This is a genomic window from Klebsiella sp. I138 (genome assembly GCF_051131765.1).
GTDB lineage: Bacteria > Pseudomonadota > Gammaproteobacteria > Enterobacterales > Enterobacteriaceae > Klebsiella.
This window is the reverse complement of sequence record NZ_CP180447.1, coordinates 1,234,710-1,249,035: the sequence shown is the minus strand read 5'-3', so window position 1 is coordinate 1,249,035 and position 14,326 is coordinate 1,234,710. Positions and strand designations below refer to the sequence as shown.

Sequence of the window (14,326 nt, the reverse complement as noted above, 5' to 3'; positions counted from 1 at the left end):
CTGCTCACTATAATGCCCGCATTGCAACAAAGCACAGCAGTGTTGTCCGTATGAAACCTGTACCTATCACGCTTTATGAGGGGATTTTGATGACTGCCTTCACCAAAAAACTGACAACCGCGATACCAGCCATGCTGCTCTGCGCATCATTAAGTGGAGTCACAACGATGAGCTATGCCAATACAACCCATCCGAACGCGCCAGTTTCGCTGGTCGAGAAATGGGATAAAACCTTCGCTGAAAGTACGAAAGTTAATCATCGTAAAGTGACCTTTCAGAACCGCTTCGGGCTCACCCAGGTCGGTGATCTCTACATTCCAAAGGATCGCGGCGAGCGCAAACTGGCGGCCATTGCCGTCAGCGGGCCTTTCGGCGCGGTGAAAGAACAGTCCAGCGGTCTATATGCGCAGACGTTGGCTGAGCAGGGGTTTGTTACCCTGGCTTTTGACCCTTCATATACGGGGGAAAGCGGTGGCTATCCGCGTAACGTTGCCTCTCCGGATATCAACACCGAGGATTTCAGCGCGGCTGTTGATTTCCTGGGCCTGCAAAAAGAGGTCGATCGAAATCGTATCGGGTTACTGGGTATCTGCGGCTGGGGCGGGATGGCCTTAAACGACGCCGCGATGGATACCCGCGTGAAAGCGGTGGCGACCAGCGTGATGTATGACATGAGCCGTGCGATGGGGCATGGCGTGGGTGATGGTAAAGACCGTTATACCACTACGGATCGTCGCGCCGTATTACAGTATCTGAATGCACAGCGCTGGGAAGATGCGAAGAACGGAGCTTTCGCGCCCGGCGGGCATGACATTTATGTTGATGAAAAGGGGAACGTCAGTACGTCGAAACGTATTCTGCCAGAAACGTTACCCGCCAATCCCAATCCGGTCCTGAAAGAATTCTTTGATTATTACCGCATGCCACGTGGTTTCCATGCGCGTTCGGTCAACTCAACCGGGGCCTGGAACGCGACGATGCCGCTGTCATTTATGAATATGCCGCTGCTGAGTTACGCCAATGAAGTGACTATCCCTACGCTTATCGTGACCGGTGAAAAAGCCCATTCACGCTATTTTGCTGAAGATGCCTTTAAGGCGATCGGCAGCAACGAGAAAGAGCTGGTGATTGTTCCGGGGGCAAATCATGTTGATCTGTATGACAACGTTGCGGGTAAGATTCCGTTTACTAAATTTGAGCAGTTTTTCAAAACCAACCTAAGATAATCGTCCCAAGCCGCCTGATATATGCAGGCGGCTATAAATCGCCTGCGCATCATTTTCACCCATGTTTTGACGTGATTCCCTGAATGACGTCTGTCCGGACTGCGCCTGAATCTGGCCGATTTGATATTAATGGATCTGATAATGTCCACATTAAGACTAAAACCGCCTTACGAAAAAAACCATGTGCAGTGGGGAGGCGTGTTTGCCATGACGCTTTGCGTGTTTGTGCTGATCGCTTCCGAGTTTATGCCGGTCAGCCTGCTTACGCTTATTGCCAGTGATTTACACATTACCGAAGGGCTGGCTGGCCAGGGGATTGCAATCTCTGGCGCACTGGCGGTCATTACCAGCCTGACTATCTCCCATGTTGCCGGAGATCTGAACCGAAAATATCTCCTGCAGGGGCTGACGGTTTTAATGGCCATATCGGGGATAGTCATCGCCCTGGCACCCAGCTATCCGGTTTATATGCTGGGGAGGGCCCTGATTGGGGTGGCCATTGGTGGATTCTGGTCCATGTCGGCTGCAACCGCCATTCGGCTCGTTCCGCAGCGTCAGGTTCCCCGCGCGCTGGCGATTTTTAACGGTGGGAATGCGCTGGCTACCGTTGTCGCGGCACCGCTTGGCAGTTATCTGGGGACAACCGTGGGCTGGCGAGGGGCTTTTTTATGCCTCGTTCCCCTGGCTATAGCTGCGTTCATCTGGCAGTGGGTCAGCCTGCCATCGATGGAAAGCGATAAAAAACAAAAATCAAAGAGATCTGTGCATCGTCTGTTCCGCATCACCATTGTCCCTACGGGACTTCTGGCCTGCGGGCTCTTCTTCATAGGGCAGTTTGCCTTATTTACCTACGTGCGCCCCTTTCTTGAAACCGTGACCCGCGTAGGTCCTTCTGGCCTCTCTCTGATTTTGCTCGCAATAGGCGTGGCGGGTTTTGTCGGCACACTGGCTGTATCAATATTCCTGAACGCAAGGTTTTATCAGACCTTAATCATGATACCCCTGCTTATGGCAGCGACTGCCGGGGCGTTACTGCTGGTTGGACACAGCATCTGGGCTGTTGCCGTGTTGCTGAGCCTGTGGGGACTACTCGCAACGGCTGCGCCAACGGGATGGTGGACATGGATAGCGCGGGCGTTACCCGAAGATGCAGAGGCAGGTGGTGGCCTAATGGTTGCGGTGATCCAGCTCTCGATTGCACTGGGTTCAACGGCAGGAGGGTTAGTATTTGACACTCTGGGATGGCGCAGTGCTTTTGGCTTGAGCGGTTTCTTACTTCTGGGGGCGGCAGCGATGACGATTGTCACATCCCGGCAAAATAGTAAAGCGAACTAGAACTACCCCTTCATTTCTGGCGTGCTCTCTGTCATGACAAACGGCAGAGAGCCAAATGTCTGCTCCTCGCTGTGAGTTCAACGGTCGCTTCACCTTGAATGCATTTAAAACGACCTACATCGGAATAGATTAACTGTTATTCAGGTGGCTGTGATGTTTTAACTCACGGATATAACTCAGCAAACCCACAATAATCAGTGCCATTTGTAATATAAAATAAATAAATGCAAATGAGTTGAACAACAACTTTATAGGGCGCCGTAGCATTTCACGCATCGACCTTCTAGACATTACATCACCCCAAGTAGATATTTATGCCAAGCGGTTGCCATAAAACTTATCCAGTAAAAATGTGTATTGAACACTGACTACACACTTATTACTTGTTTTAAATAAAACGTCTCAGCAGATCGGCTTTATCTGTCTGTTCCCAGCTGAATATATCTCTACCAAAATGACCATATGCCGCTGTTTTTTGGTAGATCGGGCGTAATAAGTTCAATGAGCGTATCACACCGTGCGGGCGAAGATCGAAAAACTCGCGAATCAGCATAATCAGTTTTTCATTTTCGAGTTTTCCGGTACCAAAGGTATCTACCATAATCGATATTGGCTCGGCGACACCAATTGCATAAGAAATCTGAATTTCACAGCGATCGGCCAGCCCTGCAGCGACGATATTCTTCGCGACATAACGTGCAGCATAGGCCGCGGAACGGTCCACTTTTGATGGATCCTTACCTGAAAAAGCGCCGCCACCATGGCGCGCCATGCCGCCGTAGGTATCGACAATAATTTTACGGCCTGTCAGACCACAGTCCCCCATCGGTCCCCCAATGACAAAACGCCCCGTCGGATTAATAAGATATTTGGTATCAGCCCTAATCCACTCTTCGGGTAAAACAGGTTTGATAATTTCTTCCATCACGCCTTCACACAATATCTGCTGAGTCACATTCTCATGATGCTGAGTGGAGATAACGACGGTATCAATTCCCGCTATTTTCCCATTTTCATAGACAAACGTAATCTGACTTTTCGCATCAGGCCGCAGCCAGGGTAATACGCCGCTTTTACGAACCTGGGACTGACGTTCCATCAGACGATGCGCATAGGTAATAGGCGCAGGCATGAATGCATCGGTTTCATTTGAGGCGTAGCCGAACATTAACCCTTGATCGCCAGCGCCCTGATTCTCTTCGTCTTCGCGGTCAACACCCTGATTGATATCCGGGGATTGCTTGCCAATCGCACTTAATATTGCGCAGGTATTAGCATCGAATCCCAAGTCTGAACCGTTATAGCCAATATCATTGATGGTTGCCCGCACAATATTTTCGATGTCAACCCATGTATGGGTGGTTATCTCACCTGCGACTAAAACCATTCCTGTTTTGACCAGCGTTTCACAGGCAACACGGGCTTTAGGATCTTGTTCAATAATAGCATCAAGAATGGCATCAGAAATTTGATCGGCGATTTTATCCGGATGTCCTTCAGAGACAGATTCTGAAGTGAATAATTGTTTTGACATATAAATTCCTTAGCTGACAACGTGTACAGTAAAAACAATAAGTTGCAGTAGTTCCCGACGCCACGGATTAGCGGTAGACATACATTCCACCATCCTTACCACGGCTAAATAAAACCTGCCAAAGCTGAATGTTTCTTGCGCGGAAGGCACCCGCACAGGCACATAAATAGTAATTAAACATTCGCCTGAAGTCAGGAGAGTAACTCTGGCTTAATTCCGGCCACACTTTATTAAAGCGCGCGTACCAGGCCATCAGTGTCTTATCATAATCAGCGCCAAAATTATGCCAGTCCTCCATAATAAAATGAGTTTCACTGGCTTTAGCGATGTGATCCACCGAAGGCAGGCAGCCGTTGGGGAAAATATATTTATTAATCCACGGATCCACGTTCATGTCTGTTTGATTGGCACCAATGGTATGCAATAAAAATAGACCATCAGGCTTCAGACAGCGGTCAACAACTTCAAAGTAAGTTGCATAGTTTTTTGGTCCAACGTGTTCAAACATGCCCACCGACACAATGCGATCAAATTGCATATTCAGATCGCGATAATCTTCCAACCTGATTACCACGTTTAAGCCTTTGCAACGTTGCTGCGCCATTTTCTGTTGTTCGGTAGATATCGTCACGCCTTCGACATGTACACCGTAATGTGTGCTTGCATATTCCGCGAGTCCACCCCAGCCGCAACCGATATCCAGCAGCGTCATACCTGGCGATAACTGCAATTTTTCACAGAGCATTTTTAATTTTGCGGCCTGTGCTTGCTCGAGCGTGGCACCCTCTTTCCAGTAAGCACATGAATACTGCATATAAGAATCAAGCATTTTAGCAAAGAGATCGTTGCCGATATCATAATGCTCTTTGCCGACGATCCATGCCCGCTGCCGCGATTGTAAATTTATTATTCTGGCCACGGCAATACGCATAATATCCGCCATGCTTGCAGGCAGTTTGCTATCAAGATTAGCACTTAATACTTTTGCAAAGAATATATCCAGGCGATCGCAGTCCCACCAGCCTTCCATGTAAGATTCTCCTAAAGCCAGAGAACCTTGTTGTATCACTCGTTTGAAAAAATCAGGATTATGAACCTGAATATCTGATAACTGATGCCCATTAATTTGGATTCCCGCACCGCTGAGCATTTCATCAGCAATACGATACCAATGGTGGTGTTTATTAGGAGGTGACAAACTTACATCAACAGACATACGGGCCTCACATCTTATGGCATACAGATCATACTGTATTTAAATGATTGGGTAACGCACTGACATTCTAATCATCAAAAATATCAGATACGGGGATTCTTAATAAATAATGAACAGGCTGGACCCTTTTTATTTCACAGTAATGGATTCAGAATTTATCGTTTCAGCATAACCAAAAGCCGTTGCTGGATGCAGTATTACTGATTGCAGGTATGATGTATGCTGAACAAGCGTCAATTTGTGTAGAGTAGATGACAACTCAGGATAAACTATGTCGGCAGAAGACCTTTTTTCCCCGCAGGATTGGCGAACGGAGATAGACATCCATCGCGAGGCGCTTCCTCGCCCTGTTTTTTTTCGCACCTATCTGCTGAAAGATGGATCAGAGGCGCATCGTCACCACCACCCTTTCGATCAGTTCCATTACGCCAGACAAGGTGCCCTGCTGTTGGGGGTGGATAACACCACCTACATTATCCCGGCGCTGTATGGAATGTGGATCCCGGCGAATACTGAGCATACCGTTCGCGCCATTGGTGACACGGTGCTGGAAGGTCTGGACGTGTACACCTCTGAACTGTCTCAACCGCTTGCAGGGTGTCGCGTCTCTTTAGTGTCGGAATTTGCCCGCAGTTTTATTCACTACGCCACGGAACATGTTTCAGAGCTGTACGACACAGAGGGCAAGGAAGGCAGAATGGTAAAGGTTCTGCTGGATGTATTGTCTGATTTACCTGACGTCACTTTTACGTTGACCTGGCCTATAACCCCTTCACTACTTGCCATGTGTCGTGAAATTCGTGACACACCTGACAAGCCCCATCTGATGGAATATTGGGCAGAACGTGCGGGTATGTCGCCCCGCACATTTTCCCGCCATTTTCTGAAAGAAACGGGGTTAAATTTCGGCCCATGGAAGCAGCGTATGCGATTGTTGCAATCGGTCATGATGCTAAGAAGCACTAAAAGCATTACTGAAATCGCCCTTGAGCTTGGCTACAGCAGTACGTCTGCCTTTACCTACGCATTCCGACAATTGTTTGGCGTTTCACCTACCCAATACGAATCCGATGCGCCAACAACCCGATAATTAATAAAATTAGATCATTTTTATTTCATTCATCCGAAGAGGCTTGATATTCGGATGATTTTGTAAAAATATATCTCTGATATTCAGTATAAAGATCCGCAGCCACTGCACTAACGCCAACTTTGGTATTGGCCTGCGCGTAAGCCACGGCTGTGTTCGTTTACGTGCAGACGATCTTAAACAGCTCTTCAGTGAAGTCCCCGTTGGAACACGCGTGGAACGGGTCGATCAACCGATCAAAGAGAGTATGGAGGCCGATGGGTCGCGTTATCTGGAAGTCCATCGCCGGTTATCAGAATCAGAGACAGAAAGTATTCAGATTCAATCTTCTGCTGCAATATTACCTGAATCACTGAAATCAAGATTATCCATGTCTGGCATCCATCAGTTGAACTCACAGCCAGAAGCGGACGTTGCTAAAAGCGTAGTGTGTTAATCTATAGGGCGCAGGTCAGCTTATCCCTCATCAACTGTTTGAATTCTTGAGGAGCAGTAATATGGCAGTAGTTCCTAGACAAAACGCACCAAGTAAAAAAATGATCTGGCAGTACTGGATTGACAATGGAATTCAACGAGGTTTGGATGATACGCGCTATGATAATGCGTGTGATTTCAATGTATGTGTCTGCTGTGGCCGCGAATCCTCAAAATTGGAGAGGGCGCATATTATCCCTCACTCATTAGGCGGAAGTAATGATGTCTCAAATTATATTCTGCTATGCAGTAAATGCCATAGAGAAAGCCCAGATATTGCTAATGAATCTGCGCTTATTGAATGGATGAAAAATACTTATAGTCATCCAAGTTAACCAGTCTATTTAATGTTAAATTTTATTTTACATTATATTTTCTTTTAAGAAAATGTCAGCCCCTCGCTCAAAGCCGCCTGTCATACCTGCTTAAAAAACAAGCTTGACGTAGGGTATTTTCCGTTTTCCAAGCGGACCCCAGTTAGCCGGAGCAAAAATAAACCGAACTGCGACCGCAACTCCGGAGGAATATAATGCGTTAACCCCGGATTCGGCCTTGAGGATGATACTGATGATCTTGTAAGCATCCCTGCAATACACACCATTCTCTTTTAGAGCCCCTCTGGTATACACTTAAAGCGAACTTCCGCTCCTCGCTCAAAGCAGACTCATATTGCAGCAAATCCAGGTGATGGTAGATAGCAATGAACAGGTGCTAATATCACCTGACCTTGAGCAAGTCGCAGTATCTTGTCGTGTAACGCGGCGAGAGCATTTCCCGCTTCATCTGCCAGCCCGCCTGAATGCCCTGTCCGGCAAAATACAACGCCCCTCTTCCGTTCTTCGCGTTGAGATGATCCAGAACCTCCATCAACTTTTCGCTGTTTTGTCGCGGTGCGTTGTCATCAAACAGGTTTAGCTGGGCCACGCCCTGGCTGAAGAAGTCACCGAGCATCACACCTGCTTTTTGATACCGGTGTCCATCTTTCCAGACGGCATCGAGACACTTGATAGCCGCAGCGATAATGTCCCGACTATCCTGCGTCGGGGTCAGCAGTTTTACCGATGCGCTGTTGCCATAATAGGGCTCATTTAGCGCAAACGGGCTGGTTTTGACAAATGCTGAGATAAACCGACAGTACTGATGTTCGCTACGCAGTTTCTCCGCTGCGCGCGATGCATAGCTGCATATCGCCTGCCGCATCTCATGGTATTCCGTGATGCGACTGCTGAACGACCGGCTACAGACAATTTCCTGCTTAGTTGGCGCAAACTCTTCAAGTTCAAGACAAGGCTCGCCTCGCAGCTCACGCACGGTTCTTTCCAGTACAACGTTGAAGTGCTTGCGGATAAACCGAATATCGGTGTCTGCCAGCTGCAATACGGTTTTGATGCCCATAGTCTCTAATTTCTTACTGATGCGGCGCCCGACGCCCCAGACCTCATCGACAGGCAACCGAGCCATGAGCTTTCTTTGCCGTTCCTGATTAGACAAATCAACCACCCCACCCGTTTGTCGTTGCCACTGCTTGGCGGCATGGTTGGCCAGCTTCGCCAGAGTCTTAGTCTGGGCGATGCCGACGCCGACGGTAAGGTGCGTCCGGCGTAATACTGTCTCGCGAATTTCCCGACCAAAATCTGTCAGGTCACGACAGTTGCGCACGCCAGTCAGATCGCAAAAAGCCTCGTCAATACTATAAATTTCGCAGTGCGGGGATAGCTCTTCCAGCGTTGTCATCACCCGGTTTGACATATCTGCATAGAGTTCGTAATTACTGCTGAAACAGACCACGCCATGTCGGCGGAACACATCCTTCTGTTTGAAGTACGGCTCCCCCATTTTCACAAATTCTTTAGCCTCCGCAGAGCGCGATATCACGCAACCATCGTTGTTTGACAGTACGACCACCGGCCGCCCTTTCAAATCGGGCCGAAAGACTGCCTCACAGCTGGCATAAAACGAGTTCACATCGCAGAGCGCAAACATATTCAGCCGGCCGACTTAATGATGTAGGTCACGACGCCGAATACATCCAGCGTGTCCTCACTGCCGACGACTATCGGGGAATAGGCGCTGTTCATCGGGTTAAGCTGAATCGTCGGTCGAAGCTGTAATTTTTTGACGGTAAATTCGCCCTCGACAGCGGCGATAACGATATCGCCGTGTTCCGCTTTACGCGAACTATCAACGACCAGTAAGTCGCCTTCACTGATACCACCGTCGATCATGCTGTCCCCGGCAGCCTTAACGAAATACGTCGCGCTGGGGTGGCTAATCAACAATTCGTTTAAGTCGATTCGCTGCTCAACATAATCCTGTGCCGGACTGGGAAAACCGCACTGCACCGGGTCGCTGAACAAAGGAATAGAGATGATCTGCCGCATCTCAACTGGCGTGAAAAACTTCATCATAAACCCACCAATGAATACTGATTATATATACAGTAGTTTTATCAGTTCGCCAGGTCAACATTGATTACAGCTATCAATTGCCACCACTGCTGTAACTGATTGATGCGTTTAACCTGCGGGTCTTTTCATGATGAACTGTTTGATGGTTTCGCGAGCAGCACACGAGGAACCACCGCTGCATGCGCTATTGGTCTTCGTATTATCACCCTGGCTTGACACTGTACATCAATACAGTATAAATACCCGCAACAACTATCGCAGAAGGGATGAGAAATGTTTGTGGAACTGATTTATGACAAGCGGAACTTTGAGGGGCTGGCCGGGGCAAAGGAGACAATTACCGCTGAATTGACGAAGCGTATTCACCGGATATTTCCCGATGCCGATGTCCGCGTAAAGCCGATGATGACCTTACCGGCAATCAACACCGATGCCAGCAAGCACGAAAAAGAACAAATCAGCCGTGCCGTGCAGGAGATGTTTGAAGAGGCTGATATGTGGATGATGGAGGAGTGATGGAGATAGCAAACGTCATTGCTCCCGGACAACATAATGGACCCCCTCGCAAATTTCGCAGAATTTAAAGATTTATCCTTGGGAGAAGTTTTGGCGGGATTTGGGTGAAGAAAAAACGGACAAAAAACCGGGCTCTGCGCCCGGTCCTCGATGACTCGGCAAAGCGCTCTACTTGCTCAGTCCGCGGTTTTCCAGCATCGGTTCAATTTTAGGATCGTGCCCGCGCCACTGGCGATATAGTTCCGCTAAATCTGTGCTGTTGCCGCGCGACAAAATCGCCTCGCGGAAGCGCTGACCGTTTTCACGGCTCAGCCCGCCGTGCTCCACAAACCACTGATAGCCGTCGTCGGCCAGCATTTGCGTCCACAGATAGGCGTAATAGCCCGCAGCATAGCCCCCGCCGAAGATATGCGAAAAATAACTGCTACGGTAACGTGGCGGAACGGCGGCCAGATCCATCTGTTCTTTGCGTAATGCTGCGGTTTCAAAGGTATCGACATCGTGGGGGATCTCTGCCGATGAGACGCTATGCCAGTGCATATCCAGCAGCGCCGCCGCCAACAGTTCGCTCATGTCATAACCTTTATTAAACGTCGCCGCACGCAGCATCCGTTCGCGCAGCGTATCCGGCATCGCTTCACCCGTTTGATAATGCCGCGCATAGTGGGCGAACACCTGTGGCTCACTGGCCCAGTGTTCGTAGATCTGCGAGGGAAACTCAACGAAATCGCGCGGGGTATTGGTTCCCGACAGGCTGGCGTAACGCTGGCTGGCAAACAGACCGTGCAGCGCATGGCCAAACTCATGGAATAAGGTAATGACCTCATCCCAGGAGAGCAGCGCGCTGTAACCGGCCTTCGGCTTTTGATAGTTACAGACGTTGTAAATCACCGGATGCTGTGCGAGCAGCGCGGATTGCTCGACGAAAACGTCCATCCATGCCCCGCCGCTTTTCGAATCCCGCGAGAAGTAGTCCCCGTAAAACAGCGCGAGGCCTTCCCCGTTGGCGTCAAAGATTTCCCATACCCGGACATCTGGATGATAAACCGGAATATCAAAACGCTCGACAAATCGCAGACCAAACAACTGTGAGGCCGTCCAGAACACGCCGTCCTGTAGAACGCGATCGAGCGCAAAATAGGGTTTTAGCTGCGCCTCATCAATGGCGTACGTCGCCCGTCGCACCTGCTCACCGTAGTACAACCAGTCCCAGGCCGCTGCCGTAAAGCCGCCGCCCTCATCGTCAATAACCTGCTGGATATCCGCCAGCTCCCGCTCCGCCCTTGCCCGTGCGTCCGGGGCTATCCGGCGCATGAAGGCAAATGCCGCTTCTGGCGTCCCGGCCATTTGATCGGCCATCGACCAGCTGGCATAGTCCGCCACGCCCAGCAGTTCGGCTTTCCGGGCGCGGATCTCCGCCAGACGCAGCACCAGCTCGCGGGTATCATTCGCATCACCCTTCTGATTACGTTGCCATCCTGCGGTAAACAGATTTTCACGAGTCTGACGAAGACGTAGGGCAAGCAGCGCCGGCTGCTGGGTCGTATTCAGCAAAGGCAGCAACCAGCGGTCGTTTAACCCTTTTTCCCGTGCCGCCTCTGCGGCTTCAGCAATTTCTTCGTCGCTCAGACCGTCTAGCTGATGCAGGTAATCGACCACCAGACCGCCGGATTTAACCCCTGCCAGCAGCCGCTGCTGGAACTGGCTCTGCAAAGCGGCCGCCTGGGTATTCAACGCCCGCAGCCCCGTTTTTTGCTCTTCGCCGAGGGTCGCGCCCGCAAGCGTAAAACGTTGCCAGGTAATATCAAGCAGGCGGCGAGATTCGCTATCTAACAACAGCGTGTCGCGCTGTTGCCATACCTGTTTCACGCGCTGGAACAGCGCCTCGTTGAGCCAGATATCATTTCCCAGCGCCGCCAGTTCAGCAGAAAACTGCTCATCAAGCGCCTGAAGCGTCGGGTTGGTATGCGCGCCGGCCATGGCAAAGAATACCCGGGTGACGCGCGCCAGAAGCTGCCCGCTCTGCTCAAGCGCAACCAGCGTGTTGGTAAAATCTGCCGGTGCCGGGTTGTTCACTATCGCGGCCATCTCTTCCTGCTGACGGCGAACCCCTTCATCAAAGGCCGGTCGGTAGTGGTTATCGTCAATCAGATCAAAATGCGGCGCCTGATACGGCAGAAGACTCACGCACAAAAAGGGGTTGTTGTCGGCCATTATTATCTCCTGGACTCGGTAATCCAGTAAGATTAGGCAACTCATTGATTGACCGCAATGATTTCCGCTCGCCAGTGAAACCTATACGCAAGGCGTGCACGAAGCTACAGCAAAAAATAGAAAATACAGGCAATCATCACCGCACCGGTTACGCCAAGAATATCGATTGCCGTGCGGGTTATGGTGGCGTGCGTAGGGATACTCTCTTCTTCTTCCCATTCGTTCATCTGAACCCTCTTCAGGCCAAAAAGCGCCGGCACAGCTGGCCGTAGCGATAAAAATGTAAGTTGAAATACTGCGCTCTGTTGTCGTGCGGCGGCAGAATAACAATCCCCATAATGCATCGATGATCAATTCATGCCATGAATACTTTCTTGTTTATTTTTCCACAAGGTTCGGTGGATAGGTTGACCGGCAACGTATTTTACCGTTGGCAAAAATGGTTAAACGACGTCTCTTCACGGTACGATTATTTTTTGCTCCCGGCGTACATTCGTGTGATGCAAATTATCGCAATTACCTGTTTTGGAAACGTATTGCATGCTTCGCGGATGTAGACTCTCTTTTCTTTTGTAGCTACAGTGCTTATAGCGTACGGTGTGTCGTCATTGCTTAATCTTTTTCTCCGGACGACGAGCTTTCGCGGCGCGGGGTCACACCGGAGAACAATGTTAAAGAAAAACATTAAGCAAGACGGTACTGATAGCCCTGACATAAACCGGTTGGGGTGCATGAGAACATTGACAGGAGCGATGATGATTATTCTGATTACCGGTGCAACAGCAGGTTTTGGTGAAAGCATGACTCGCCGTTTTATCGCTAATGGTCACAAGGTGATCGCCACCGGGCGTCGTGAAGAGCGCCTGCAAACATTGAAAGATGAGCTCGGCGATAATCTCTACACGGCGCAGCTGGACGTCCGCAATCGCGCCGCTATTGAAGAGATGATTGCCGGCCTGCCGGCAGAGTGGCAGGCCATTGATGTGCTGGTCAACAACGCCGGCCTGGCGCTAGGCCTTGAGCCAGCGCACAAAGCCAGCGTTGAAGACTGGGAAGATATGATAGACACCAACAACAAAGGGCTGGTGTATATGACCCGTGCCGTTTTACCGGGTATGGTTGAACGTAACCGCGGTCATATTATTAACATCGGCTCCACCGCCGGCAGCTGGCCTTATGCTGGGGGTAACGTCTACGGTGCAACCAAAGCGTTTGTGCGCCAGTTCAGCCTGAACCTGCGTACCGACCTGCACGGCACGGCGATTCGCGTGACCGATGTTGAACCGGGTCTGGTCGGCGGTACGGAGTTTTCTAACGTGCGCTTTAAAGGCGATGATGCCAAAGCGGGGAAAGCTTACGAGAATACCCAGGCGCTGACGCCGGAAGATGTGACCGAAGCCGTTTGGTGGGTTGCCAACCTGCCCCAGCATGTCAATATCAACACGCTGGAAATGATGCCCGTCAGCCAAAGCTTTGCCGGCCTTAGCGTCCATCGCGCGGGCTAAGGCTCGCCGCCCGGCCGCTACGCGGTCGGGTATGGGCGAACGGACAAATAACGCGTAAAATAGCGCATATCACCCAATAAAAGTAACCATCAATGGCCGCAGAATTGCAACTCAATCCGACACAGCCTGTTAACCAGCAAATTTATCGTATCCTTCGTCATGATATCGTTCATTGTTTGATCCCGCCGGGTACCCCGCTGTCTGAGAAAGAAGTGTCTGTGCGTTTTAGCGTTTCTCGCCAGCCGGTGCGTGAGGCCTTTATCAAACTGGCTGAGAATGGACTTATTCAGATTCGCCCGCAGCGCGGTAGCTACGTGAATAAGATCTCGCTTTCTCAGGTTCGTAACGGGTGTTTCGTTCGTCAGGCTATCGAATGCGCCGTAGTACGACGTGCCGCCGGAATGATCACATCAGAACAAACCTATCAGCTTGAGCAAAATCTTAATCAGCAGCGTATCGCCGTTGAACGCCAGCAATTAAATGATTTCTTTCAGCTGGATGATGAATTTCACCAAAAGCTTTCGGTGATTGCCGACTGCCAGCTGGCGTGGGATACCGTCGAGAATATTAAAGCGACAATTGACCGGGTCCGCTATATGAGCCTCGATCACATTACGCCTCCGGAAATGCTGCTGCGCCAACACCATCAAATTTTTCAGGCACTGGAAAACCGCGACGCGGATGCGGTGGGAAAGGCAATGAATATTCACCTGCACGAAATCAGTGAATCGGTATTATTAATTCGTCAGGAAAATCGCGACTGGTTTAGTGAAGACTAAGTGATTCTGGCGGCAGTAGTAGAAACGCC

Annotated in this window: 13 protein-coding genes and 1 pseudogene; 8 read left to right on the top strand and 6 right to left on the bottom strand. The window is 50.1% G+C overall.

The features are described 5' to 3' along the window. Positions 1-89: 89 nt before the first annotated feature. Positions 90-1,226 (top strand): alpha/beta hydrolase, encoded by a 1,137-nt coding sequence (locus ACMYSK_RS05775; protein WP_434640949.1) that lies wholly within the window; start codon positions 90-92, stop codon positions 1,224-1,226. Between the two features lie 141 nt (positions 1,227-1,367). Then, the gene (locus tag ACMYSK_RS05770; RefSeq protein WP_434640947.1) at positions 1,368-2,561 is read left to right on the top strand and encodes an MFS transporter; all 1,194 of its coding nucleotides are present in this window, start codon (positions 1,368-1,370) and stop codon (positions 2,559-2,561) included. Between the two features lie 388 nt (positions 2,562-2,949). Here the strand turns inward: ACMYSK_RS05770 and metK are convergent, their stop codons facing one another. Further along, positions 2,950-4,095, bottom strand: a complete 1,146-nt coding sequence (gene metK / locus ACMYSK_RS05765) for a methionine adenosyltransferase (protein WP_434640945.1) — start codon at positions 4,093-4,095, stop codon at positions 2,950-2,952. Between the two features lie 67 nt (positions 4,096-4,162). Continuing rightward, positions 4,163-5,311, bottom strand: coding sequence for a cyclopropane fatty acyl phospholipid synthase (gene cfa, locus ACMYSK_RS05760; protein WP_434640943.1), 1,149 nt, complete (start codon positions 5,309-5,311; stop codon positions 4,163-4,165). A gap of 271 nt (positions 5,312-5,582) precedes the next feature. Here cfa and ACMYSK_RS05755 point away from each other — a divergent pair, with 271 nt between their 5' ends. The 3 genes and pseudogenes from ACMYSK_RS05755 to ACMYSK_RS05745 all read left to right on the top strand — a co-directional run bounded on the left by ACMYSK_RS05755 (position 5,583) and on the right by ACMYSK_RS05745 (position 7,210). Further along, positions 5,583-6,401, top strand: coding sequence for an AraC family transcriptional regulator (locus ACMYSK_RS05755; RefSeq protein WP_434640941.1), 819 nt, complete (start codon positions 5,583-5,585; stop codon positions 6,399-6,401). A 103-nt stretch (positions 6,402-6,504) separates the two neighbouring features. Then, a pseudogene (locus tag ACMYSK_RS05750) lies at positions 6,505-6,706 on the top strand (L,D-transpeptidase family protein); the annotation flags it as partial. A gap of 192 nt (positions 6,707-6,898) precedes the next feature. After that, a complete protein-coding gene (locus ACMYSK_RS05745) occupies positions 6,899-7,210 on the top strand; it encodes an HNH endonuclease (RefSeq protein ID WP_434640939.1) in 312 nt (103 codons plus the stop codon). 382 nt (positions 7,211-7,592) lie between these two features. Here the strand turns inward: ACMYSK_RS05745 and ACMYSK_RS05740 are convergent, their stop codons facing one another. Beyond that, on the bottom strand, positions 7,593-8,858 hold the full coding sequence (locus ACMYSK_RS05740) for a Y-family DNA polymerase (protein ID WP_434640937.1): 1,266 nt from the start codon (positions 8,856-8,858) through the stop codon (positions 7,593-7,595). A 2-nt stretch (positions 8,859-8,860) separates the two neighbouring features. Then, complete coding sequence (locus ACMYSK_RS05735; protein WP_434643903.1) at positions 8,861-9,280, bottom strand: translesion error-prone DNA polymerase V autoproteolytic subunit; 420 nt, start codon at positions 9,278-9,280, stop codon at positions 8,861-8,863. 276 nt (positions 9,281-9,556) lie between these two features. Here ACMYSK_RS05735 and ACMYSK_RS05730 point away from each other — a divergent pair, with 276 nt between their 5' ends. Next, positions 9,557-9,799, top strand: coding sequence for a DinI family protein (locus ACMYSK_RS05730; RefSeq protein ID WP_434640935.1), 243 nt, complete (start codon positions 9,557-9,559; stop codon positions 9,797-9,799). 168 nt (positions 9,800-9,967) lie between these two features. On the opposite strand, the gene dcp is transcribed toward ACMYSK_RS05730, so the two are convergent. Together dcp and ACMYSK_RS05720 are read right to left on the bottom strand one after the other, a co-directional pair. Further along, a complete protein-coding gene (gene dcp / locus ACMYSK_RS05725) occupies positions 9,968-12,013 on the bottom strand; it encodes a peptidyl-dipeptidase Dcp (protein WP_434640933.1) in 2,046 nt (681 codons plus the stop codon). Positions 12,014-12,117: 104 nt separating this feature from the next. Beyond that, entirely contained in the window at positions 12,118-12,240 is a 123-nt protein-coding gene (locus tag ACMYSK_RS05720; RefSeq protein ID WP_434640931.1) for a hypothetical protein, read from the bottom strand. Between the two features lie 528 nt (positions 12,241-12,768). Between ACMYSK_RS05720 and ydfG the strand changes: the two genes are divergently transcribed. Together ydfG and ACMYSK_RS05710 are read left to right on the top strand one after the other, a co-directional pair. After that, a complete protein-coding gene (gene ydfG, locus ACMYSK_RS05715) occupies positions 12,769-13,518 on the top strand; it encodes a bifunctional NADP-dependent 3-hydroxy acid dehydrogenase/3-hydroxypropionate dehydrogenase YdfG (RefSeq protein ID WP_434643900.1) in 750 nt (249 codons plus the stop codon). A gap of 92 nt (positions 13,519-13,610) precedes the next feature. Then, a complete protein-coding gene (locus tag ACMYSK_RS05710; protein ID WP_434640929.1) occupies positions 13,611-14,297 on the top strand; it encodes a GntR family transcriptional regulator in 687 nt (228 codons plus the stop codon). Positions 14,298-14,326: the final 29 nt, after the last annotated feature.

Excerpts from the sequence above, each read along its gene's own strand:
- ACMYSK_RS05775 (WP_434640949.1), top strand. The coding sequence starts at position 90 with ATGACTGCCTTCACCAAAAAACTGACAACCGCGATACCAGCCATGCTG.
- ACMYSK_RS05770 (WP_434640947.1), top strand. The coding sequence starts at position 1,368 with ATGTCCACATTAAGACTAAAACCGCCTTACGAAAAAAACCATGTGCAG.
- metK (WP_434640945.1), bottom strand. The coding sequence starts at position 4,095 with ATGTCAAAACAATTATTCACTTCAGAATCTGTCTCTGAAGGACATCCG.
- cfa (WP_434640943.1), bottom strand. The coding sequence starts at position 5,311 with ATGTCTGTTGATGTAAGTTTGTCACCTCCTAATAAACACCACCATTGG.
- ACMYSK_RS05755 (WP_434640941.1), top strand. The coding sequence starts at position 5,583 with ATGTCGGCAGAAGACCTTTTTTCCCCGCAGGATTGGCGAACGGAGATA.
- ACMYSK_RS05745 (WP_434640939.1), top strand. The coding sequence starts at position 6,899 with ATGGCAGTAGTTCCTAGACAAAACGCACCAAGTAAAAAAATGATCTGG.
- ACMYSK_RS05740 (WP_434640937.1), bottom strand. The coding sequence starts at position 8,858 with ATGTTTGCGCTCTGCGATGTGAACTCGTTTTATGCCAGCTGTGAGGCA.
- ACMYSK_RS05735 (WP_434643903.1), bottom strand. The coding sequence starts at position 9,280 with ATGAAGTTTTTCACGCCAGTTGAGATGCGGCAGATCATCTCTATTCCT.
- ACMYSK_RS05730 (WP_434640935.1), top strand. The coding sequence starts at position 9,557 with ATGTTTGTGGAACTGATTTATGACAAGCGGAACTTTGAGGGGCTGGCC.
- dcp (WP_434640933.1), bottom strand. The coding sequence starts at position 12,013 with ATGGCCGACAACAACCCCTTTTTGTGCGTGAGTCTTCTGCCGTATCAG.
- ACMYSK_RS05720 (WP_434640931.1), bottom strand. The coding sequence starts at position 12,240 with ATGAACGAATGGGAAGAAGAAGAGAGTATCCCTACGCACGCCACCATA.
- ydfG (WP_434643900.1), top strand. The coding sequence starts at position 12,769 with ATGATTATTCTGATTACCGGTGCAACAGCAGGTTTTGGTGAAAGCATG.
- ACMYSK_RS05710 (WP_434640929.1), top strand. The coding sequence starts at position 13,611 with ATGGCCGCAGAATTGCAACTCAATCCGACACAGCCTGTTAACCAGCAA.